24 protein-coding genes are annotated in these 22,743 nt (G+C 59.4%); 12 read left to right on the top strand and 12 right to left on the bottom strand.

All coding sequences use genetic code 11. The annotated features are described in order from the left end of the window. Together KGA83_RS02935 and KGA83_RS02930 are read left to right on the top strand one after the other, a co-directional pair. Positions 1-705, top strand: a complete 705-nt coding sequence (locus tag KGA83_RS02935; RefSeq protein WP_108216407.1) for a FadR/GntR family transcriptional regulator — start codon at positions 1-3, stop codon at positions 703-705. Positions 706-730: 25 nt separating this feature from the next. Continuing rightward, positions 731-1,411, top strand: a complete 681-nt coding sequence (locus tag KGA83_RS02930; RefSeq protein ID WP_108216406.1) for a GntR family transcriptional regulator — start codon at positions 731-733, stop codon at positions 1,409-1,411. A gap of 51 nt (positions 1,412-1,462) precedes the next feature. Here KGA83_RS02930 and yjiA read toward each other — a convergent pair whose 3' ends face one another. From yjiA to KGA83_RS02915, 3 genes are all read right to left on the bottom strand, one after another. Then, positions 1,463-2,434, bottom strand: coding sequence for a GTPase (yjiA, locus tag KGA83_RS02925; RefSeq protein ID WP_223528308.1), 972 nt, complete (start codon positions 2,432-2,434; stop codon positions 1,463-1,465). A gap of 132 nt (positions 2,435-2,566) precedes the next feature. Further along, positions 2,567-2,764 (bottom strand): YbdD/YjiX family protein, encoded by a 198-nt coding sequence (locus tag KGA83_RS02920; protein WP_108216404.1) that lies wholly within the window; start codon positions 2,762-2,764, stop codon positions 2,567-2,569. Between the two features lie 15 nt (positions 2,765-2,779). After that, the gene (locus KGA83_RS02915; RefSeq protein WP_108216403.1) at positions 2,780-4,846 is read right to left on the bottom strand and encodes a carbon starvation CstA family protein; all 2,067 of its coding nucleotides are present in this window, start codon (positions 4,844-4,846) and stop codon (positions 2,780-2,782) included. 160 nt (positions 4,847-5,006) lie between these two features. On the opposite strand from KGA83_RS02915, the gene KGA83_RS02910 reads away from it, so the two are divergent. Next, a complete protein-coding gene (locus KGA83_RS02910; protein WP_223528305.1) occupies positions 5,007-5,375 on the top strand; it encodes a PilZ domain-containing protein in 369 nt (122 codons plus the stop codon). Positions 5,376-5,503: 128 nt separating this feature from the next. Here KGA83_RS02910 and radA read toward each other — a convergent pair whose 3' ends face one another. Continuing rightward, positions 5,504-6,871: a DNA repair protein RadA gene (gene radA / locus KGA83_RS02905; RefSeq protein WP_108216401.1), complete on the bottom strand. Its 1,368-nt coding sequence runs from the start codon at positions 6,869-6,871 to the stop codon at positions 5,504-5,506. Between the two features lie 639 nt (positions 6,872-7,510). Here radA and mscL point away from each other — a divergent pair. Continuing rightward, entirely contained in the window at positions 7,511-7,924 is a 414-nt protein-coding gene (gene mscL / locus KGA83_RS02900) for a large-conductance mechanosensitive channel protein MscL (protein ID WP_108216400.1), read from the top strand. 41 nt (positions 7,925-7,965) lie between these two features. On the opposite strand, the gene KGA83_RS02895 is transcribed toward mscL, so the two are convergent. Next, a complete protein-coding gene (locus KGA83_RS02895) occupies positions 7,966-8,742 on the bottom strand; it encodes a ferredoxin--NADP reductase (protein WP_108216399.1) in 777 nt (258 codons plus the stop codon). A gap of 302 nt (positions 8,743-9,044) precedes the next feature. Between KGA83_RS02895 and KGA83_RS02890 the strand changes: the two genes are divergently transcribed. Beyond that, positions 9,045-9,758, top strand: coding sequence for an autoinducer binding domain-containing protein (locus KGA83_RS02890; RefSeq protein WP_108216398.1), 714 nt, complete (start codon positions 9,045-9,047; stop codon positions 9,756-9,758). Between the two features lie 174 nt (positions 9,759-9,932). Beyond that, positions 9,933-11,057 (top strand): methyltransferase, encoded by a 1,125-nt coding sequence (locus KGA83_RS02885; protein ID WP_223528303.1) that lies wholly within the window; start codon positions 9,933-9,935, stop codon positions 11,055-11,057. 64 nt (positions 11,058-11,121) lie between these two features. Here KGA83_RS02885 and KGA83_RS02880 read toward each other — a convergent pair whose 3' ends face one another. From KGA83_RS02880 to KGA83_RS02870, 3 genes are all read right to left on the bottom strand, one after another. Further along, complete coding sequence (locus KGA83_RS02880) at positions 11,122-11,289, bottom strand: DUF2474 domain-containing protein (protein WP_108216396.1); 168 nt, start codon at positions 11,287-11,289, stop codon at positions 11,122-11,124. A gap of 103 nt (positions 11,290-11,392) precedes the next feature. After that, entirely contained in the window at positions 11,393-12,400 is a 1,008-nt protein-coding gene (gene cydB / locus KGA83_RS02875; RefSeq protein WP_007975775.1) for a cytochrome d ubiquinol oxidase subunit II, read from the bottom strand. A 3-nt stretch (positions 12,401-12,403) separates the two neighbouring features. Further along, entirely contained in the window at positions 12,404-13,840 is a 1,437-nt protein-coding gene (locus KGA83_RS02870) for a cytochrome ubiquinol oxidase subunit I (RefSeq protein ID WP_223528300.1), read from the bottom strand. Positions 13,841-14,237: 397 nt separating this feature from the next. Between KGA83_RS02870 and KGA83_RS02865 the strand changes: the two genes are divergently transcribed. Further along, a complete protein-coding gene (locus KGA83_RS02865) occupies positions 14,238-15,488 on the top strand; it encodes an MFS transporter (protein ID WP_223528297.1) in 1,251 nt (416 codons plus the stop codon). A gap of 5 nt (positions 15,489-15,493) precedes the next feature. Here the strand turns inward: KGA83_RS02865 and KGA83_RS02860 are convergent, their stop codons facing one another. Together KGA83_RS02860 and KGA83_RS02855 are read right to left on the bottom strand one after the other, a co-directional pair. After that, a complete protein-coding gene (locus KGA83_RS02860; RefSeq protein ID WP_108216393.1) occupies positions 15,494-16,045 on the bottom strand; it encodes a DJ-1 family glyoxalase III in 552 nt (183 codons plus the stop codon). A gap of 68 nt (positions 16,046-16,113) precedes the next feature. After that, the gene (locus tag KGA83_RS02855; RefSeq protein WP_108216392.1) at positions 16,114-16,560 is read right to left on the bottom strand and encodes a DUF4879 domain-containing protein; all 447 of its coding nucleotides are present in this window, start codon (positions 16,558-16,560) and stop codon (positions 16,114-16,116) included. 224 nt (positions 16,561-16,784) lie between these two features. Between KGA83_RS02855 and KGA83_RS02850 the strand changes: the two genes are divergently transcribed. Further along, positions 16,785-18,080 (top strand): NCS2 family permease, encoded by a 1,296-nt coding sequence (locus KGA83_RS02850; RefSeq protein ID WP_008004270.1) that lies wholly within the window; start codon positions 16,785-16,787, stop codon positions 18,078-18,080. Continuing rightward, positions 18,077-19,156: a tRNA (uridine(54)-C5)-methyltransferase TrmA gene (gene trmA / locus KGA83_RS02845; RefSeq protein WP_223528294.1), complete on the top strand. Its 1,080-nt coding sequence runs from the start codon at positions 18,077-18,079 to the stop codon at positions 19,154-19,156. The genes KGA83_RS02850 and trmA overlap by 4 nt, the downstream gene beginning before the upstream one ends. A 54-nt stretch (positions 19,157-19,210) precedes the next feature. Here trmA and KGA83_RS02840 read toward each other — a convergent pair whose 3' ends face one another. Together KGA83_RS02840 and KGA83_RS02835 are read right to left on the bottom strand one after the other, a co-directional pair. Next, positions 19,211-19,657, bottom strand: coding sequence for a DUF2442 domain-containing protein (locus KGA83_RS02840; RefSeq protein ID WP_108216390.1), 447 nt, complete (start codon positions 19,655-19,657; stop codon positions 19,211-19,213). Further along, the gene (locus KGA83_RS02835; protein ID WP_223528291.1) at positions 19,654-20,082 is read right to left on the bottom strand and encodes a DUF4160 domain-containing protein; all 429 of its coding nucleotides are present in this window, start codon (positions 20,080-20,082) and stop codon (positions 19,654-19,656) included. Before KGA83_RS02835 ends, KGA83_RS02840 begins: the two co-directional genes overlap by 4 nt. 228 nt (positions 20,083-20,310) lie before the next feature. Here KGA83_RS02835 and KGA83_RS02830 point away from each other — a divergent pair, with 228 nt between their 5' ends. From KGA83_RS02830 to KGA83_RS02820, 3 genes are all read left to right on the top strand, one after another. Beyond that, entirely contained in the window at positions 20,311-21,222 is a 912-nt protein-coding gene (locus tag KGA83_RS02830; RefSeq protein WP_108216388.1) for a LysR family transcriptional regulator, read from the top strand. A gap of 140 nt (positions 21,223-21,362) precedes the next feature. Further along, positions 21,363-21,803, top strand: coding sequence for a type II 3-dehydroquinate dehydratase (aroQ, locus tag KGA83_RS02825; protein WP_223528287.1), 441 nt, complete (start codon positions 21,363-21,365; stop codon positions 21,801-21,803). Between the two features lie 5 nt (positions 21,804-21,808). Next, positions 21,809-22,663 (top strand): shikimate dehydrogenase, encoded by an 855-nt coding sequence (locus tag KGA83_RS02820; RefSeq protein WP_108216493.1) that lies wholly within the window; start codon positions 21,809-21,811, stop codon positions 22,661-22,663. The last annotated feature ends 80 nt before the right edge of the window (positions 22,664-22,743 follow it).

Genomic DNA, 22,743 nt, shown 5'->3' with positions numbered 1-22,743 from the left:
GTGATTACCTCGTCAACCGTCGTAACTTCAGTCGTGGAAAAACTTCGGGCCGCTTTGGCCCGCGGTCAGTGGCGCTCGGGCGAAATGCTGCCAGGGCAACGCGAACTGGCCGAACAACTGGGTATCAGCCGCCCGAGCCTGCGTGAGGCGGTCATCGTCCTGGAAACCCTTGGCCTGGTGCGCTCGATGCCGGGCAAAGGCGTAGTGGTACTCGAGGCCAGTCTCAGCGATGGCCAGTCCCACGAAAGCGCAGTGGCCGCAGCGAGCCTGGAGGACGTGCTGCAACTGCGTTACACCCTCGAACCGTTCATCGTCGGCCTCGTGGCGCAGTCCATCAGCAGCAAGGAAGTCGGGCAACTGCGCCTGACCCTGATGGACATGCGCGAAGCCCTGGAGGCCAATGACAGTGAAGCCGGCGTAAGCGCCTACATCGCCTTCCACGAAGAGCTGTTCACGCTGACGTCGAATCCGATCTTCCAGAGCGTGGTCCAGCAAACCAGCAATGCCCTCAAGCAAAGCGCCGAAGTGTTGCGCAACTCCCCGGAGCATCTGGCTGAACGCCTTGAAGAAAACGAAGCGGTGGTGCGGGCGATCCGCAGCAAGAACAGCGCCCAGGCCAGCGCCGAGATGCGTCGGCACATTTTGCGCGAAGGCCAGCGCATGGGCATCGAACTGAACATCCCGGAAGACAACCTCGGCAGTTGAAACCTCTTCGAACTGGAGATTGGCCATGAACAGCTACGCCTCGCCACAAACGCTCGCTACCTTGCCCGTCCGCCCTTCGGTGGATGATCTGTATTCGCGGGTCCTCGATGCGATTCTCGAACAGCGCATCCATTCGGCCAGTCGCTTTACGGAAGAAAGCCTGGCGCAGATGTTCGGTGCAAGGCGCAGCGACATGCGTGATGTGCTGACGCGACTGTCCCATCAGCAGATCATCACTCTTCGAGTCAACCATCGTCCCCGCATCGCCGAGTTTGATGCAGAGCATACCCGGCAGGCACTGCATGCCCGGCGTCTGGCCGAGATCATGCTGTTGCGGCTGGCCTGTCAGCGACCCTGCGCGCAAGACCTGAAGCAACTGCGGACGCTGGTCGATAGCGAGCGTCAATGCACTGAGCGTGGTCGGACGATCCGTTTGTCGGGAGAGTTTCACCTGCGATTGGCTGAAATGGCAGGTAATGCACCGTTATCGCATTTTCTAGACAGCCTGGTGCCGCTGACTTCGTTGGCACTTGCGCAGTTTGATCCGCAGTCGATGGATTATTGCGCGTGGCAGGTGCACATGGAGATCCTGGATGCACTGGAGCGAGGGGATGCTGCGAAGGCGGAAATTGTGCTCAACCGGCATCTGGATTATCTGGAACAGACTCTGTTCAATACAACCCGTGAACATTGTGCTGCCGGCTAGATCGCATCGCGGGCAAGCCCGCGATGGCGTCCTCACAAACGCCATAAAGCTTCAGACCGCCGCCACCCGTGCAAACCCCTCACGAATCTTCTCTTCCGGCAAATCATCAGCAATAAACACGATCACGCTTTCACGCGATTCATCTTCAGCCCACTCTGTATCCCAGTCGAAACCATAAAGCTTCAGTACACCCTGAAACACCATGCGACGCGATTCGCCGAGGATATTCAATACACCTTTGTAGCGCAGCAGTTGCTTGCCATGGTCTTCCAGCAGTTCGTTCATGAACTCGCTGAGCCTGTCGATATCCAGCGGCTTGTCGGTACGCAGCACCAGGCTGGAAATGCGGTCGATGGACGGGGCCTGGCTGACCGGGCGCAAGCTCACGCCGCCGCCGAGATCGGCATTGAGGTTGAAGCCGCGCACATCGAGCAACTCGGCCAGGTCGATCTTGCCGTGGTCGACCACGCGGATCGGCGCACGACGGTTGATGCGGGCCAGGCGCTCGCTTAACGCGGTGAAGGTCGCCTCGTCTACCAGGTCGCGCTTGCTCACCAGCAAGCGGTCGGCGAAACCGATCTGCGCCTGGGCGATGGTCTGGGTCAGGTGCAAGTCGGCATGTGCCGCGTCGACCAGCGTGATGATGCCATCGAGGATATAGCGCTCGCGCAACTCTTCGTCGATGAAAAAGGTTTGCGCCACGGGCGCCGGATCGGCCAGGCCGGTGCATTCGATCACCAGGCGGTCGAAGGCGATATCGCCCTGATCCAGACGCTCCAGCAACAGATAAAGCGCTTTGGTCAGGTCCGTATGGATGGTGCAGCAGACGCAGCCGTTGGACAGCGTCATCACTTGCACCGGCTCATCACCCAACAACTGGGTATCGATGCCGGCATCGCTGAATTCGTTCTCGATGACGGCGATTTTCAGGCCGTGCTCGGCCTTGAGCAGATGGCGCAACAGGGTGGTCTTGCCGGCACCGAGGAAGCCGCTGAGGATTGTGACCGGGATGGGTGTGAGCAAAACAAAAATCTCCCCTACGTTTAAAAAACTGTAGGAGCGAGCTTGCTCGCGATGGACGTCAACGATAACGCGTGCTTTCTGAATACACGCGTCAACCTTACGTCCATCGCGAGCAAGCTCGCTCCTACAAGATCAACAGCACTTCGGTCCACCCTTGCCACCGTAACGGGCTTCCTGACGCTCGCGAAAGAACGCTTCGTAGTCCATCACCGGTTTGTCCGGGTGCTTGCTCTGCATATGCTCGACGTAGTTGTCGTAGTCGGGCATGCCGACCATCAGGCGCGCGGCCTGACCGAGGTATTTACCGAGGCGACTCAGGTCATTGAACATGGTGCAAATCCTCGATCACGCTTCCGGCAGCGCCTGGAATGGCGCTTCCTTATCCGTACGCCCCTTGCTGCCCCAGGCGGAAATACCGACCTTGAGCGCATAGAACAGGATGCTGAACACCACGAACAGGAACAGCGCGGTCAGCGTTGCGTTGGTGTAGGCGTTGAAGATCACGTGCTGCATCTGGGTGATGTCCTTGGCCGGGGCGAGGATCTGACCGTTGGCCAGCGCATCGCTGTATTTTTTGGCCAGCGACAGGAAGCCGATCGCCGGGTTGGCATCGAACAGCTTGATGAAGCCCGCCGTGGTGGTACAAATCAGCAGCCATGCCGCCGGCAGCAAGGTGACCCAGATGTAGCGCTGGCGTTTCATCTTGATCAGCACCACGGTGCCGAGCATCAGCGCGATACCGGCCAGCATCTGGTTGGAGATACCGAACAGCGGCCACAAGGTGTTGATGCCGCCCAGCGGATCGATCACGCCCTGATACAGCAACCAGCCCCACATGGTCACACAACCGGCGGTAGCGATCAGGTTGGCGGTCCAGGATTCGGTGCGGCGCAGGGCCGGCACGAACGAACCGAGCAAGTCCTGGAGCATGAAACGCCCGGCGCGGGTACCGGCGTCGACCGCAGTCAGGATGAACAGCGCTTCGAACAGGATCGCGAAGTGGTACCAGAACGCCATGGTGTTTTCACCCGGCAGAACACTGTGCAGGATTTGTGCGATACCGACCGCCAGGGTTGGTGCACCACCGGCGCGGGCCAGAATGGTAATTTCACCGATGTCATGGGCCACCGCTTGCAAGGCTTCCGGTGTGATGGCAAAGCCCCAGTTGCTGACCGCTGTTGCTACCGCCACCACATCCCCGCCGACAACCGCGGCCGGACTGTTCATGGCGAAGTACACGCCCGGTTCGATCACCGACGCGGCGACCATGGCCATGATGGCCACGAAGGATTCCATCAGCATGCCGCCGTAACCGATGTAGCGGGCGTTGGTTTCGTTATCCAGCAGTTTCGGCGTGGTCCCGGAGGCGATCAGCGCGTGGAAACCCGAGACCGCGCCACAGGCGATGGTGATGAACAGGAACGGGAACAGCCCGCCCTTCCACACCGGGCCGGTGCCGTCGATGAACTGGGTCAGGGCCGGCATTTTCAGCTCGGGCATGGTGATCAGAATGCCGATGGCCAGGGCCACGATGGTGCCGATTTTCAGGAAGGTCGACAGGTAGTCACGGGGCGCCAGGATCAACCACACCGGCAACACCGCCGCGACAAAACCATAGCCGATCAGCATCCAGGTGATTTGCACACCGGTGAAGCTGAACGCCTTGGCCCACACCGGATCCGCGGCAATCTGCCCGCCGAGCCAGATCGAGCCGAGCAGCAACAGCACGCCGATCACCGAGATCTCGCCGATGCGACCGGGGCGGATGTAGCGCATGTAGATGCCCATGAACATCGCGATCGGGATAGTCGCCATCACCGTGAAAATACCCCACGGGCTCTCGGCCAGGGCTTTGACCACGATCAGCGCCAGCACTGCGAGGATGATGATCATGATCAGGAAGCAGCCGAACAGCGCAATAGTGCCGGGGATGCGGCCCATTTCCTCGCGAACCATGTCGCCGAGGGAGCGGCCATTGCGGCGGGTGGACATGAACAGGACCATGAAGTCCTGAACGGCACCGGCCAGCACCACGCCGGCGATCAGCCACAGCGTGCCGGGCAGGTAGCCCATCTGCGCTGCCAAGACCGGGCCAACCAGCGGCCCCGCGCCGGCGATAGCCGCGAAGTGGTGACCGAAGAGAATGTGTTTGTTGGTCGGCACGTAGTCCAGACCGTCATTGTTGAGCACGGCAGGCGTGGCCCGTCGTGCATCGAGTTGCATGACATTGTTAGCGATGAACAGACTGTAGTAGCGATAGGCGACCAGATAAATGGCCACGGCAGCGACCACAATCCACAAGGCGTTGATTGCCTCGCCCCGGCGCAATGCCACGACACCCAGGGCGCACGCACCTGTGATTGCCAGCACCAGCCAAGGCAAATGGCGTAGCGGGCTATTGTTATTTTTCATTTTGATATTCCAGCCAGAGTGGACAAGAAAGACAACCATATCGAGTTTAGCTCTCCTGACGACAAAGACCATACCCCGACATTGGTCTGGACACCCGCACGCGCTGGCCGCCTTGAAGTATGCAGGTCTATAGTCAGCGTACATCTACGAGGATCGCGTCATGAGCGAACACCCTGCCGAACGTCGCCGCTTCAAACGTATTGCGTTCGATGCCCGAACCGAGCTGAGTCAGGGAGAGTCCATCTGGTCGGTGAAGTTGATTGATCTGTCGCTCAAGGGGTTGCTGATCGAGCGACCCGATCCCTGGTTGGGCAATGCGCAGCAGGATTTTCTGGTCGACATTCATCTGGGCGATGACGTCGATATCGCCATGGATGTGCAACTGGCCCACGAAGACCATGGCCAGCTTGGCTTTGTCTGCCGGCACATCAGCCTGGAGTCCATCGAGTGCCTGCGGCGGTTGATCGAGCTCAACCTCGCTGATCCGCAGGAGCTGGAGCGAGAATTGGGTGCCCTGATCGAAATCTAGCCATCATCGAATTCCCCTGTAGGAGCGAGCCTGCTCGCGATTGCAATCTGACAGTCACATTGCTGCTGGCTGACACACCGAAATCGCGAGCAGGCTCACTCCTACAGGGTTTGTGTTTCGTCTGTTAGTTACTCGAACAGCGCGTCGAGTGCCTGTTCCAACCGGGTCACAGCAATGACCTGCAACCCCGCCGGCGCCTCCTTCGGCGCATTGCCCTTGGGCACGATGGCTCGTTTGAAGCCGTGCTTGGCCGCTTCTTTCAAACGCTCCTGACCGCTCGGCACCGGACGCACTTCACCGGAAAGCCCGACTTCACCGAACACCAGCAGATCGTGGGGCAACGGCCGGTTGCGCAAACTGGACATCACCGCTGCCATCAACGCCAGGTCGGACGCCGTTTCCAGCACCTTGACCCCGCCGACCACGTTGAGAAACACGTCCTGATCGTGGGTCGGAATGCCACCGTGACGGTGCAGCACAGCCAGCAACATCGCCAGCCGGTTTTGATCCAGCCCCAGCGTGACCCGACGCGGGTTGGCCAGGTGACTGTCGTCCACCAGCGCCTGAACCTCCACCAGCATCGGCCGTGTGCCTTCCCATGTTGCCATCACCACACTGCCCGGGACTTCTTCCTGGGCACGGGTCAGAAAAATCGCCGACGGGTTGGAGACTTCTTTCAGACCTTTGTCGGTCATGCCGAAAACGCCCAGTTCATTGACTGCACCGAAGCGGTTCTTCACCGCCCGCAGCAGACGCAGGCGCCCGTCGGACTCACCTTCGAAATACAGCACGGTGTCGACCATGTGCTCCAGCACCCGAGGGCCAGCCAGCGCGCCTTCCTTGGTGACGTGGCCCACCAGGAAAATCGCCGTGCCGCTCTGTTTGGCATAACGCACCAGCAACGCCGCGCTTTCGCGCACCTGGGATACACCGCCCGGTGCCGATTGCAATTGCTCGGTAAATATCGTCTGGATCGAGTCGATCACCATCACCTTGGGCTTTTCCTGACGGGCCGTGGCAATGATGGTTTCGATGCAGGTTTCGGTCATGACCCGCAATTGATCCTGAGGCAACCCCAGGCGCCGCGCACGCATGGCCACTTGCTGCTGGGATTCTTCACCGGTGACATACAGCGCCGGCATACTCTTGGCGAGGTTGCACAAAGTTTGCAACAGAATGGTCGACTTGCCGATGCCGGGGTCGCCACCGATCAGCACCACCGAGCCATCCACCAGACCACCACCCAGAACCCGGTCCAGCTCGCTGGATGCGGTGGAGAAGCGCGGAATTTCTTCGACACTGACTTCGGCCAGAGTCTTGATCTGCGCCTGCTGGCCGGTCCAGCCGGTACGACCGCTGGGGGCGGCTGCCCCGCCGCTTTCCACCATGGTTTCGGTAAGCGTGTTCCAGGCCCCGCACTCACCGCACTGGCCGGCCCATTTGGGGAAGGTTGAGCCGCACTCGGTGCAGCCGTACATGCGCTTGGCCTTGGCCATCGGAACTCCCGGAAAAAAACGCGATGATAGCTCAGCCAAGGCGCGCGAGTGCGGCCAGATATTTCGCAACCCTTTTGATGACTTCAAATAACCTTATTAAACACAGGTATATTGAGATACACCCACCCTACAAAACCTTGTATAAGTTTTTCGCTCAACTCGGCCAACAAACTCTAGGGACATGCCATACCGCACACTTCGAAAACCTATACAGACTTTGTTCATTTACATACTTTTTGCACAACTTCGAAAACATTCACACAAAACGCAGCAGTGATTCAGAGAAACGTGCAACTTGTCAGACACACCAAACTAACGAAACAGTTCATATCACTTCACCTGCATTTAATTTTCAATGCAGCCTTTTGGCCACTAACTGCCCGATCATCTTGAGCGTCCCCATTCAGGAGTGGTCGCTCAACCTTGGCTCGCCCACACAAATGGCGCCATTTCGCTGAAAAAAAGTCGTATGCGAACGCCTCAGAAGGCCTGACCGACTTCAGATGAGATCAATCGGTGAATTTTTCAACACCACCCGGGTCAATGGCTGGCAAGCACAGCAGGCAGTTGATTCGAGCAGGATGCGATTTGCTGATTTACACTGCGCACATCTACCTCATCTGTAACAAGGAATAACCTATGGGCGTGCTAAACGAGTTCAAGGCCTTCGCGGTCAAAGGCAACGTGGTCGACATGGCCGTCGGCATCATCATCGGTGCGGCCTTCGGCAAGATCGTTACGTCGTTTGTCGGTGACCTGATCATGCCGCCAATCGGGATGCTGATCGGTGGCGTGGACTTCAGTGATCTGGCCATAACGCTCAAGGCAGCAGACGGCGCCATTCCTGCGGTGGTGCTGGCCTATGGCAAGTTCATCCAGACCATCATCGACTTCGTCATCGTCGCCTTTGCGATCTTCATGGGCGTCAAGGCCATCAACCGCCTGAAGCGTGAGGAGTCCGTGGCCCCTAGCCTGCCGCCGGTTCCCACCAAGGAAGAAGAGTTGCTGGGCGAGATCCGCGACTTGCTCAAGGCCCAAAACAACCGGCCTTGACTGCACTGGCAAAGAACGGCGCCTTTGCGGCGCCGTTTTGCTTACCAGAAGTTTTCCACCGCCACTTGGCCGGGTCGCCGGCTGAGGCTCAAGTGCATGTCCCGCTGTTTAAGCAGCTTGCGCGTATCATCGATCATCTGCGGATTGCCGCACAGCATGACCCGTGAATGCTCAGGCGTCAGCGCAACTCCCGCGCTGCGCTCCAACTCGCCGCTTTCAATCAGTGTGGTGATCCGTCCGTTCAATGCGCCGGGATGCTGCTCACGAGTGACGGTGGCGATGAATTGCAATTTGTGTGCGTATTCAGCCAGATACTCAAGTTGCGCCAGCCCCGCGATCAGCTCCTGATAAGCCAGTTCCCGGGCTTCGCGAACGCTGTAGACCAGGATGATCCGCTCGAATCTCTCCCAGACTTCGAAATCCTGGAGTATCGACAGGAACGGCGCGATGCCCGTGCCTGTGGATAACAACCACAGATCGCGGCCATCGACAAAACGGTCCAGCGTCAAATAGCCGAAGGCCTGGCGGTCGACCAGCAATGTATCGTCAACGCCCAGGCGGCTCAGCTCACTGGTGAACTCACCGCCCGGTACGACAATGGAAAAGAACTCGAGGAACTCGTCAAAGGGCGAGGACACCATGGAGTAGGCGCGCCATACCGTGCTGCCGTCAGCCTTGGTGACGCCCAACCGGGCAAACTGCCCCGCACGAAAACGAAACCCGGCATCCCGCGTGGCGCGCAGGGTAAACAGGTTCGGGGTCAACGGATGAACCTCGAGCAAGGTCTGGCGCGTAAATTTTTCTTCACTGACGGACATGGAAGGCTCCAATCAACAGATACCCCAGTGTCCCGCAAAGGAAGCAGCGTAACCACCGACAATTTGTAGTGACATTAATGCGCACTAGTCGTCGATTACAGAATACGGATACAACCCTATATATAAAATGATATGTGGCATTTCATAACCACTTATTCCCTAAGAACCTTGAGCACACTTTTCCAACAGTCAAAAGAGCAAAATTGTCGAACCACTTCTGCAGGAAATGTCCTACACTTCGTGGCGTGCCGGATCCCGGATCCAATACGGCACCCAGAAGACACTCTAATGGAGATCACTGTATGGAGATCTGGAAGGAGTCACAGCTCAAACAATTGGCGCACACACAAGAGATCAATACCGCCTATCGAATCGCGCTCAGTTTCGCTAGAAACCTTGGATATAAATTTTGTGGCTTTTCAATTACTTCGAACTCATTCGGGGTCGACACCAGTACAGTGAACCTGAACAACTTCCCCCAAGAGTGGAATACTCAATATGAAAAAAGCAACGCCACGCAAATAGACCCGATAGTGGCACACTGCAATCATTCAATGTTGCCTGTTCTCTGGAGTGAAGAGCTTTTTTCCAGGACGCCATGGTTATGGCAGTTGCTGCGACAACAGGGCTTGCAGCATGGCTGGTCCCAGGCGATCTTTGATGAGGAAACCGGTCTGCGCAGCATTTTCAGCCTGGCCAGAAGCCATTGCCCGATTTCAGCCTATGAGTTGTACGAGCATCTTGGATACTCGGTGTTCATCAGCCGCCATTTGCACGCTCTGGCGAACGCAATGCAACCAAAAAAACCGGCTCGCCCCCAGGTTCCGCCCTTGTCACGGCGGGAACTCGAAGTATTGAAACTGTCGGCCGACGGCAAGACGGCCTATGAAATTGCCAGGATCCTCAATTTGAGTGAGCGCACCATCAACTTTCATGTGCACAGGGCTATCGAGAAGCTCGGCGTCAACAACAAGATTGCGGCAGTCATCGCCGCAGCCCGGTCCGGGGCCATCTGAAAGCGCCCGACTGCGGGAAAACCTGCGGGTAATCCAGGCAAAAAAAACGTACCATTTGCGGTCCCTCCTGAGTGATGGCGTGTAGACCTGCACGACGCAGTACACTCGGTCGGCCCCGCCCGCTCCAACGCCTTAGGCAGCGGGACATCCGTTGATTACCCAGAGCCCCACCCCATGCCTTTGCTCGAAACACCCTTCGCCAGCCTCGACCTGATCCGCCAGCCCGAACAGCAGAATGAACCGCTGCAAGCTTTCGATGCGGCCGATGAATACCTGCTCAATCATCTGGCCGAACAGCAGCCGGCGTCGGACACCCGGGTATTGGTGCTCAATGACAGTTTCGGCGCGTTGGCGGCCAGCCTGGCGGGCAAGGTGCGGGTGATCAGCAGCGGTGATTCGTTCCTGGCCTTGCAGGGGCTGGAAAAGAACCTGGTGCGCAACGGCCTGGCGTTTGATGCGGTGCCGAGCATACCCGCCAGCGAAACCTTTGCCGGACCGTTCGACTGCGTGCTGATCCGTGTACCGAAAACCCTGGCACTGCTGGAAGAACAACTGATCCGCCTGCAAGGTCAACTGGCACCCGGCGCCCAAGTGGTTGCCGCGGCCATGATCAAACATCTGCCCCGGGCCGCGGGCGACTTGCTGGAGCGTTACATCGGCCCGGTGCAAGCCTCATTGGCCGTGAAGAAGGCGCGGCTATTGATTGCCACGGCGCAAGACAAAACGCCAGTTGTATCGCCTTACCCAACGCGCTACAGACTAGACGACCCGGCTATCGAACTGCTCAACCACGCCAATGTGTTTTGCCGCGAAGGCCTGGACATCGGCACCCGGGCATTTTTGCCACACTTGCCGAAAAACCTCGGCTCGGCGCGGGTCGCCGATCTCGGCTGCGGCAACGGCGTCCTGGCCATCGCCAGCGCCCTGCAAAACCCCCAGGCCCACTATACGCTGGTGGACGAGTCGTTCATGGCCGTGCAATCGGCATCCGAGAACTGGCGCGCAGCCTTGGGTGAACGGGAAGTGATCGTGCGTGCCGGTGATGGCCTGGCCGGCCAGGAACCGCAATCGCTTGATGTCGTGCTGTGCAATCCACCGTTTCACCAGCAACAGGTGGTGGGCGATTTCCTGGCCTGGCGGATGTTCCAGCAGGCGCGCGAAGCGCTGGTCGTAGGCGGCGCGCTGTACATCGTCGGCAATCGTCACCTGGGTTACCACAGCAAGCTCGCGCGATTGTTCCGCGGTGTCGAGCAAGTGGCAACCAATCCGAAATTCGTCATCCTCAAGGCGCGTAAGTAACAGGTAAAAAAAACCCTCCGGTCGGAGGGTCGTAAATCCGTGCCCTGAGGCCACGGGGGAGATGTCAGTGCGTGGTCAGGCCGGCCGCGTTCATGAACAGACGCATCAGGCTGGCGACGATGAACAAGGCGCCGACGCTGCCGCCCCAGATCAGGGCCAACCAGCCTAGCCGCTGCCACAGCGGTTTTTTTTCGGCTTCTTCAATGTCGTGCAGGGTGTGTTTGCCGTTCATTGATAAATCCTCCGATGTAGATCGATGGCGTCTGTCAGGACGCCATCGTCGGAACGCCGCCCGGAGCAGGCTCGCTCCCACATTAGTTTCGTGGTGCACAGGGCTAGTGATAGCCGTCTTCATGGGTGACCTTGCCGCGGAACACGTAGTAGCTCCAGAAGGTGTAGCCCAGGATGAACGGAATGATGAACAGCGTGCCCACCAGCATGAAACCCTGACTTTGCGGCGGCGCAGCGGCATCCCAGATCGAGATCGACGGCGGGATGATGTTCGGCCACAAGCTGATGCCCAACCCGCTGTAACCGAGGAAGATCAGCACCAGGGTCAGCAGGAACGGCGTGTAGTGCGCGTTGCGGGCCACGGCGCGAATCAGTCCGTACATCGTCACCAGCACCAGAATCGGCACCGGCATGAACCAGAACAGATTCGGCATGGTGAACCAGCGTGCGGCGATTTCTGCGTGGGCCAACGGGGTCCAGATGCTGACGATGCCAATCACCGCCAGCAGCACGAAGGCCAATGGCCGGGCCAGGTCATGCATCTGCTCCTGCAACTTGCCTTCGGTCTTCATGATCAGCCAGGTGCAACCGAGCAGCGCATACGCCACCACCAGCGCCGCACCACAGAACATCGTGAACGGGGTCAGCCAGTCCAGTGAACCACCGGCGAACTGCCGATTGACCACTGGCAGCCCATCGATGAACGCGCCGAGCGCAACGCCCTGGAAGAACGTTGCAGTGACCGAACCACCAATGAACGCCTTGTCCCACAGATGGCGCTTGTCGTCCCTGGCCTTGAAGCGGAACTCGAAGGCCACACCGCGGAAGATCAACCCGATCAACATCAGGATCAGCGGCAGGTACAACGCCGAGAGCACCACCGAATAGGCCAGCGGAAACGCGCCGAACAACGCCGCGCCCCCCAACACCAGCCAGGTCTCGTTGCCGTCCCAGACCGGGGCGACGGTGTTCATCATCACATCGCGATCCGTCTTGCCCGGAATGAACGGGAAGAGAATGCCGATGCCCAGGTCGAAACCGTCCATGACCACGTACATCATGATGCCGAAGATGATGATCACGGCCCAGATCAGCGGAAGATCAATACCCATGATTCAAATCTCCTTGGTCAGGCTGTGATCGGCGTCGATGTGGTCGCCGTCGGCTGCGGAAAACGGTCGGGCCGGTGTGCGTTTCTGGCCAGGGCCACCGTCGTTGGTTTCCTTGCCTTCGTCGATTTTCGGCCCCTTGCGCACCAGGCGCATCATGTAGCCAAGACCGGCACCAAACAGCGCGAAATAGACCACGACAAACAGGATCAGGGTGATGCTCATCTGCATGAAGCTATGGTTGGACGACGCATCCGCCGTGCGCATCAGGCCGTAAACCACCCATGGCTGGCGGCCGATTTCGGTGGTGAACCAGCCGGCGAGGAGAGCGATCAGACCGGACGGCCCCATCCACAGCGCCAGGTACAGGAACGGCCGCGAGGAGTAGAGGGTGTCACGCTTGCGCAGCCACAGGCTCCACAAACCGGTGAAGATCATCAGCATGCCCAGACCCACCATGATCCGGAATGACCAGAACACAATGGTCGAATTCGGCCGGTCTTCAGGCGGGAACTCCTTGAGCGCCGGGACTTGCTTGTCCAGCGAGTGAGTCAGGATCAGGCTACCCAGGTACGGAATTTCGACAGCAAACCTGGTTTTCTCTTCTTTCATGTCCGGCCAGCCGAACAGGATCAGCGGCGTCGCCTCGTTACCCTTGTTTTCCCAGTGGCCTTCGATCGCGGCGATTTTTGCCGGCTGATGCTCAAGCGTATTGAGACCGTGGAAATCGCCAATGACCGCCTGGATCGGCGCGACGATCAATGCCATCCACATGGCCATCGAGAGCATTTTGCGGATCGCCGGGTTGTCCCTGCCGCGCAGCAAATGCCAGGCCGCGGAGGAACCAACGAAGAAGGCCGTGGCGACGAACGCCGCCGTGGCCATGTGCATCAGGCGATACGGGAACGACGGATTGAAGATAACCGCCAGCCAGTCGGTGGGTATGACCTGACCGTTGACGATCTCGAAGCCCTGCGGGGTCTGCATCCAGCTATTGGAGGCAAGAATCCAGAACGTCGAGATCAGTGTACCGATGGCCACCATCACGGTGGCGAAGAAGTGCAGGCCACGTCCGACCTTGTTCCAGCCAAACAGCATGACGCCGAGGAACCCGGCCTCGAGGAAGAACGCCGTGAGCACTTCATAGGTCAGCAACGGCCCGGTAACCGAGCCGGCGAAGTCCGAGAAGCGGCTCCAGTTGGTGCCGAACTGATAGGCCATGACCAGGCCGGAAACCACCCCCATGCCGAAGTTGACGGCAAAGATTTTCGACCAGAAATGGTAGAGGTCACGGTAGGTGTCGTTATGGGTTTTCAGCCACAGGCCTTCGAGTACCGCCAGGTAACTCGCCAGGCCGATGGTGATGGCCGGAAACAGGATGTGGAACGAGATGGTGAACGCGAACTGAATTCGGGCGAGATCAAGTGCCTCTAAACCGAACATAAGTCTTCCTCTGTCAGGTAGTACGGCTGCTGGCTGGAAGCCTGCACCCACGGCCCCCACGGGTATGGAGTGTGGCGAATCTCTGTTTGTTCTTTTTTTGCACGCATCACAACGCAGGGAATCTGGCCTTGCGGCCGCCGGATCAATTCCTTTTGTGGGTTTTGATCTGGATCAATCAACGTTGAAAGAGTAGTCCCATTTTCGGGGATAACCCGCGTGGCCTTTTGCCGCGTGACAAGTTGCCTCACGGCTTTTGTCATCGCCAGCAACACGCTCCTACAGTGCTTCCTGTGTTTCCAAGATCGGTATCTAGCTAACTATTTTTTTGTCATGACAACTTCCTGTTACAGGTTGGTGATAATCTCGCCGCTCCCCTCTCCCCCAGATTGTCCCGCCGATGCCCAGCCAAGAGCCCTTGCTGTTACGTCACCATCGCCCTTTTCTCGCGTTCTGGCTGGCCCGGGTCTTCACCGCCAGCGGCTTCCAGATGCTCACCGTGGCCATCGGCTGGAACCTGTATCAGTTGACCGGCAACGTGCTCGACCTGGGTCTGGTCGGCCTGGTCGAGTTCGCCCCGCGCGTGCTGTTCATGCTGCACACAGGACACGTCGCCGACCGCTATGACCGGCGCAAAGTCGCGGCGATCTGCCAGTCCGTGCAGGCATTGATCGCCCTGTCGCTGGCCATTGGCAGTGCCACCGACCAGGTCACCCGGGAAATGATCTTTATCCTGGCCTTCCTGCTCGGCGCCGCGCGTTCCTTTGAAATGCCGACCACCCAGGCCCTGTTGCCGAGCATCGTGCCCAGCGCGCTGTTTCCCCGTGCGGTCGCCGCCGCGCAATCGGCCCAGCAATCGGCCACCATCGTCGCCCCGGCCCTCGGCGGTTTGCTCTACGCCTTCGGCAGCGTCTGGGTGTATGGCCCGACGGTGCTTTTGTATGTCATCGCCTGTTCGCTGATGCTCAACCTGCCAGCCCGGCAAACCCCGCTGAACAAGGGCAAGGCCACTCTGGATTCACTGCTGGCGGGAATTCGCTTTATCCGCAGTCGTCCGGACATTCTCGGGGCGATCTCCCTCGATCTGTTCGCGGTGCTATTGGGTGGTGCGACGGCGTTGCTGCCGGTGTTCGCCAAGGACATCCTGCTGACCGGCCCGTGGGGGCTGGGCCTTTTGCGCTCGGCACCGGCAGTGGGTGCACTGCTGATGTCGCTGTTCCTGGCGCGGTTTGCCGTGGAGCGCAACGTCGGGCGGGTGATGTTCACCGCCGTGGGCGTCTTCGGCGTGGCAACCATCGCCTTTGGCCTGTCGACCTCGTTCTGGTTTTCCCTGGCGGTATTGGTGGTGCTGGGCGCGGCGGACATGATCAGCATGGTGATCCGTGCCTCGTTCGTGCAACTGGAAACCCCGGACGAAATGCGCGGTCGGGTCAGCGCCGTGAACGGTCTGTTCATCGGTGCCTCAAACCAGTTGGGCGAATTCGAATCGGGCCTGACTGCCCACTGGTTCGGTACCGTGCCAGCCGTGGTCATGGGCGGGATCGGCACGCTGGTGGTGACCGGGGTGTGGGTCAAACTGTTCCCGAGCCTGGCCAGCCGCGATCGCATGCACGTGGCTAAAGATGAAGAAAAGGAAGAAGCGAAAGTCTAAGCAGGCTAAACCAACAACTCCCCTGCCACCGCCGCACGTGTGGCTTTACCGCAGAGTTGCTCCACCAGCGCCAGGGCAAACGCCAAGGCGCCAGCCGAGCCCTGGGCGGTGATGCAATTGCCGTCGACCACCACCGGTTGATCGACGAAGTTACAGCCCAACAATTGATGGCTGGCCGAGGGCAGGCAGGTCATGCGCCGTTGACGCAATACGCCAAAGGCCTGCAGCGCCACGGCGGGCGCCTCGGCGATGCCGGCGAACAGGCGACCGGCTGCCGCCTGATCCTTGATCAATTGTTGCAGGGGTTGGTGGGCTGCCAAGTGCTGCGAACCCACCGCACCACCCGGCAAGGCGATCAGGTCGAAGGGCTGCGCCAGCAAATCCACCAGCATGGCATCGGACGTCAGGCGCGTGCCGCGGGCGCAGGTGAGCATGCGCCGCCCTTCGATACTGGCCACCACCACTTCTATTTTGGCTCGGCGCAGTACGTCGATCAGGGTGACGGTTTGCAGGTCATCGGTGCCCTCGGCGAGGGCAATCAAGGCTCTAATGGTCATCAGGTATTGTCCACAGAATGATCTTTTAAGCGTAGTCAGCTTTCCTGACCCTTGTTCGGGACCTGTGGTTACTTGATGTAAAGCTGCGTCGACATCGTGTTGCCGGGCGCGTTGATCGAGGTGTTGCTAAAGGTCAGTGTGCCTTCCTGCTTGCCCGCCAGATCGAGGGCATACAAATAGCCGACGGTTTTTTCGCCTGGGGTGCAACTGGTCAGGTTGCCGTTCTTGAACGCGCAGACCGGTGTGCGGGTGCCATTCACTTCGAAACCGTCCAGGGCGACATGGGCCTCGCGTCCATAACCCACTTCCAGCACGTACACCGTGATGTTCGGGCCATTGTGATCGCAGCGCGTCCGGGTTTGCCCTTCGTCGATGTTTTCAACGCCACAGGACGGCGACGCGACTTTGAGCACCTTCAATTGCGTCAGTGGCGCAGCCGAGGCCGCCACGGCCGTTTGAGCCCCGAGCAACAACGCCATCCATACGCCGAACACGCTAACCAGACGCCTTTTCATGCAGGACCTTTCCACCCCCAAAAAACCAGCGCGCAGTATGGCGCACTTGGTGTTGTCGCAAAACATCGACGACGATCACTGCCATAAGCAGCCATATCCCCAAGCTACTGGTATGATGCGCGGCTTTTTCCGGCCCACAGTAATTTCCAGGCGCGTTCTGCTGCCTGTTCTTTGCTGTTGCGGTCGATACATTCACGGCGCCCGGCGCGCCACGGGGAGCAGACATGCTGGAAAGGCTGTTTCAACTCAAGGCACACAACACCAACGTGCGGACCGAGATTCTGGCGGGCGTCACGACCTTTTTGGCCATGGCCTACATTCTGTTCGTCAACCCGAGCATCCTTGGCGAGACCGGCATGGACAAGGGCGCGGTGTTCGTCGCCACCTGTCTGGCAGCCGCCATCGGCTCTACTACCATGGGCCTGATCGCCAATTACCCGATCGCCCTGGCACCGGGCATGGGCCTGAACGCCTTCTTCACCTACACCGTGGTCCTGCACATGGGCCACACCTGGCAAGTGGCACTGGGCGCGGTGTTCATCTCGGCGGTGTGCTTTTTCCTGCTGTCGATCTTCCGCATCCGTGAATGGATCATCAACAGCATCCCACTGCCGCTGCGCTCGGCGATTGCTGCCGGTATCGGCCTGTTCCTGGCCCTGATCGCCCTGCATAACGCCGGTATCGTGGTCAGTAACCCGGCGACCATGGTCGGCCTCGGTGACCTGAAACAACCCGCGCCGATCCTCGCCACCCTCGGTTTTGCCCTGATCGTCGCGCTCGAAGCCCTTGCCGTGCGCGGTGCGGTGCTGATCGGCATACTGGTGGTGACCATCGTGTCCATCGTGATGGGCTTCACCCCGTTCGGCGGCGTGATGTCGATGCCGCCGTCCCTGGCCCCGACCTTCCTGCAACTGGACATCAAGGGCGCACTGGACATCGGTCTGGTCAGCGTGATCTTCGCCTTCCTGTTCGTCGATCTGTTCGATAACTCCGGCACTCTGATCGGCGTCGCCAAGCGCGCCGGTCTGATGCGCAAGGACGGTCACATGCCGAAAATGGGCCGCGCGCTGATCGCCGACAGCACTGCAGCCATGGCCGGTTCCCTGCTGGGCACCTCGACCACCACCAGCTACATCGAATCCGCTGCCGGCGTGAGTGCCGGTGGCCGCACCGGCCTGACCGCCATCGTGGTGGCGATCCTGTTCCTGCTGGCGCTGTTCTTCTCGCCACTGGCCGCCAGCGTTCCGGCCTTCGCCACCGCACCAGCCCTGCTGTTCGTCGCCGTGCTGATGACATCCGGCCTGGCCGAAATAGACTGGGACGACATTACCGTCGCCGCGCCGGTGGTGATCACTGCGCTGGCGATGCCGTTCACTTATTCCATCGCCAATGGCATCGCTTTCGGTTTCATTTCCTGGACTGCCATCAAGCTGATGTCCGGTCGTGGCCGTGAGCTGAACCCGGCGCTGGTGATCCTGTCGATTCTATTCGTGATCAAGCTGGGTTGGTTCAACGCATGACTTTTGATTCTCAGGCCTATGCCGTTCAGCTCGAAGAAAAAGTCACGCGTTTGCGTGACCTGCTGGCCCCGTTCGATGCGCCCGAGCCAGTCGTTTTCGATTCGCCGCTGCAAAACTTCCGCCTGCGCGCCGAGTTCCGCCTGTGGCGCGAGGCCGGCGAGCGTCATTACGCGATGTTTTCCCAGGAAGACAAACGCACGCCAATCCTGATCGAAGAGTTCCCGATTGCCAGCCTGCGCATCAACCAGTTGATGCCGCAGCTCAAGGCTGCGTGGCAAGCGAGTGCGCCCCTGAGCCACAAGCTGTTCCAGGTGGAGTTCCTGACCACCCTGGCCGGCGACGCGATGATCACCCTGTGCTATCACCGCCCGCTGGACGAGCACTGGCATGCGGCGGCGTCAAAACTGGCGGCGGACCTGAACGTCAGCATCATCGGCCGCTCCAAGGGCAAGCGCGAAGTCATTGGCCACGATTACGTGGTCGAGAAGCTGGAAGTCGGCGGCCGCACCTTCAGCTACCGCCAGCCGGAAGGCGCGTTCACCCAGCCCAACGGCACGGTGAACCAGAAGATGCTCAACTGGGCATACGATGCGCTTGGCGATCGCTCCGATGATTTGCTGGAGCTGTATTGCGGCAACGGCAACTTCACCCTGCCGCTCGCCACCCGCGTGCGCAAAGTGCTGGCCACCGAAATCAGCAAGACTTCGGTCAACGCGGCGCTGAGCAACCTCAGCGAAAACGCTGTGGATAACGTCACTCTGGTACGTTTGTCCGCCGAAGAGCTGACCGAAGCCTTGAACGAAGTGCGTCCGTTCCGCCGCCTGCACGGCATCGACCTCAAGAGCTACGAGTTCGGCAGCGTGTTCGTCGACCCGCCCCGTGCCGGCATGGACCCGGACACCTGCGAACTGACCCGGCGCTTCGACAACATCCTGTACATCTCCTGCAACCCGGAGACCCTGGCGGCCAACATCGCCCAACTGCACGACACCCACCGCGTCACCCGGTGCGCGATGTTCGACCAGTTCCCGTGGACCCATCACATGGAATCCGGGGTGATGCTGACCCGGCGTTGATGGCTCCTGCCTGACACAAAAAAGCCGTCTTCACGACGGCTTTTTTGTGGGCACTTACACGACAACATCGACCTTGCGCGGGCGCCCGCCTTTCCTGCCGTTGGCCCGCGCGGCTTCAGACTTTGCGGCGCTGCTCTGGCGACCATTGCGCGAAGCGACGACCGAGGCCGCCATGGCCATCAGCGGCTTGCTGGCAGAAATCATCCCGGCGATAGATACATGCAGGTCCTTGCCTTCATGACACAGGGCAGTACCCGCGTAGCCGACAGTCAGACTGGCGTAGTCCTCGACCTCAAGATCATCGAACTCCGGATAGTTGGCCACGGGCAGCAATACACCGCTGCCGTCTTCGAAGCTGACGGCCAGACAGGGGGCCAGGTAGGTAACCGCTGTCGCTTGCAGGCTATTTTTTCTACGTAACTCGCCACGTTCGATGGCTTTGTCCAGGCTACTTTCCGTTACGGGACTATCGGCCTGAACCTTGGCTTTTATCGTTTTCATAACTCGATCTCCACACTTTCCTGTGCGCCTATCAGGGATAGCAACGTCCTGTTCGATTCAGGTTCGTAGCAAGCCGATCCAATCATATTGGTGGTACTGACAACCCTTTTCACCATAACGACTTCGTTGCTGTGCCAGTCCCACAATTGATTATCAAGACAGGCCGTTTGCAATTTTCTCCACCAGATGCCCCGGGCGCGCCGCAAATGGGCAGGTTGCTGGAGCGATTGGCGCAATCCCTCAAGCACCGCCAACGGTGGCCGACGCGAAAGCGGAACGACATCCCAAAGCTCGACACCGTTGTGCCAAAAACTGAACCTGAATCTTGCACTCCACGTACCCGCCTCCACATGCGCATGAGGCGGACAATGCTCGTCTCGCAACATGATCACTACCGACAGTCCTTTGTAATTGCATACCTTCATGTTAACCCATCCGTTAGGTTAATGAATCCGAGAATCCGACATTCCCTGGAAAATTCTGACCATCGGTAATGACCGGTGAAATCATTTCTTCCGCCCTCAGGCTAGCGTCCTGGCGATTCCCGAACCTGCACAACACCACGCGAATTGGTAAGAAATCCTTTCTTTAAGGCACTGGCACCTGATAAATACTGGTCCAGCCTCTTCATTTGATCCCCGGTGTAATCAGTCATGCAGCGACAATTCGACGACCTTCAGTTGGGCAGCATCGAGCTGTTTTGCCTCGCGGCCGAGGCCGGCAGTTTTACCGCCGCGGCGCTGGTGGCAGGTGTCACGCCCGCTGCCGTGAGCCGTTCGGTGTCGCGCATGGAAGAGCGCCTGGGTGTGCGCCTGTTTGCGCGCACCACCCGCAGCGTGAAGCTGACCGACAGCGGTCGCCGCTATTACGAGGAATGCCGCCAGGCCCTGGCGCAACTGGTCGAGGCCCAGCGTGAGGTCATGGGCCAACAGCAAGTGCCGTCCGGTACTTTGCGCATCAGTATCCCGACCACCTACGCGCATCATCGAATCCTGCCGCTGTTGCCCGAATTTCGGGCGCGCTATCCGGCGGTGAAGGTCGAGTCGCACATCAGCAATCGCAACATCGATTTCGTCGGCGAAGGCTACGACATGGCGATTCGTGTACGAGCCATCCCGGATTCCGGCCTGATCGCCCGGCAGCTGGAAGATGCCGCCCTGGTGATGATCGCCAGCCCTGATTACCTGAAACGGGCCGGCATTCCACAAACCCTCGACGACCTCGAAAACCACGAATGCATTCAGTACGAATTGCCCAGCAGTGGCCGGCGCATTGCCTGGTTGTTCAACGATGAAGGCGTGCCCCGGGAGATTCTGGCCGAGGGCAGCCTCAGCTGTTCCGACGATGTGCTGGGCGGTGTCACCTTGGCCAAACACGGAGCGGGGTTGTTTCAGACCTATCGTTTTATCGTGGAAAAGGAACTGGCCGACGGCTCGCTGGTGGAAGTACTCAAGCCCTATGGCGGGCGCTCGCGGCCATTCACGTTGCTTTACCCGCAAAGTCGGCATGTACCGCTGCGCTTGAGGGCGTTTATCGATTTTCTGGTGGAGCACTTGCCGCGCTGAACACCGAAAGTGTCCGATCATCGCCCACAAACCGTCAGCGTGCCTTCTCTTCAATTGACCGAATTAACTAGTTAGTACAATTTATCTCCACAGGTCGAAAACCTCGGCCGATTCCAAAAATAATAAGTGGAGAGATTCCGATGTCCCCTATCGTTGTGGTGCTCAACGGCCCGAACCTGAACCTGCTCGGCACCCGTGAACCGGCGACTTACGGCCACGAAACCCTGGCAGACATCTCGACCCTGTGCGCACGCGCCGCCGAAGAGTTCGGCCTGGCGGTGGAGTTTCGCCAGACCAACCATGAAGGCGAATTGCTCGACTGGATTCACGCCGCCCGTGGCCGCTGCGCCGGGATCGTCATCAATCCTGCCGCGTGGACCCACACCTCGGTCGCCATTCGCGACGCCCTGGTTGCCAGCGAACTGCCGGTGATCGAAGTCCACCTGTCCAACGTGCATGCCCGCGAGCCCTTTCGCCATCACTCGTTCGTATCCGCCATTGCAACGGCGGTAATGGCCGGTTTTGGCAGTCATGGCTATCGCCTGGCCCTGGAACACTTCAGCCATCGTTTGAAGGGGTGATCGCCGTGACTCAGAACCACGTGATACTGGCCGGGCTGATTGGTGCCGGCATCCAGGCTTCCCGCACACCGGCCATGCACGAGCATGAAGGCGATGCCCAGGGGCTGCGCTACCTGTATCGCCTGATTGATCTTGATCAGTTGAAGCTCGACAGCAACGCCCTGCCCGACCTGTTGATGGCTGCCGAGCGCATGAATTTCACCGGGCTGAACATCACCTTCCCATGCAAGCAGGCGATCATCCCGCTGCTCGACGAACTCTCGCCGGAAGCCCGCGGTATAGGCGCGGTCAACACCGTGGTGCTCAAGGACGGCAAACGCATCGGCCACAATACTGACTGCCTGGGCTTTGCCGAGGGTTTTCGCCGGGGCTTGAAGGGCGTTGCCGTTGAACGTGTCGTACAAATGGGCGCTGGCGGCGCAGGTGCGGCGGTGGCCCACGCGCTATTGAATGAAGGCGTACAACAGCTGAGCATTTTTGACGTGGACATCCGCCGCGCCCAGGATCTGGCAGACAACCTCAATCAGCATTTCGGCGTCGGTCGGGCGGTGGCCGGGTATGACCTGTCGAGCGCCATGGCCCGGGCTGACGGCCTGGTGAACACCACGCCGATGGGCATGAAAAAACTGCCGGGCATGCCGGTGCCGGTCGCGTTGCTGCGGGCCGAATTGTGGGTGGCGGAGATCGTTTACTTCCCGTTGGAAACCGAACTGCTACACCACGCCCGCGCCCTCGGTTGCCGAACGCTGGACGGCGGCAACATGGCGGTGTTTCAGGCGGTGAAGGCGTTCGAACTGTTCAGCGGCGTGATGCCGGATGCCCAGCGCATGCTTGAGCATTTCCAGAGCATGAATGACTGAAAATCAAAAGATCGCCCGAGCGCGGACCGAGCCTTCGGCAGCTCCTGCAGATCAATGCGATTGACGTAGGAACTGCCGAA

Origin of the sequence: Pseudomonas sp. GL-R-19 (genome assembly GCF_019956375.1) — a bacterium.
Classification (GTDB): Bacteria; Pseudomonadota; Gammaproteobacteria; order Pseudomonadales; family Pseudomonadaceae; genus Aquipseudomonas.
The sequence above is the reverse complement of the archived record's forward strand: the minus strand, read 5'-3'. Positions and strand labels throughout refer to the sequence as shown.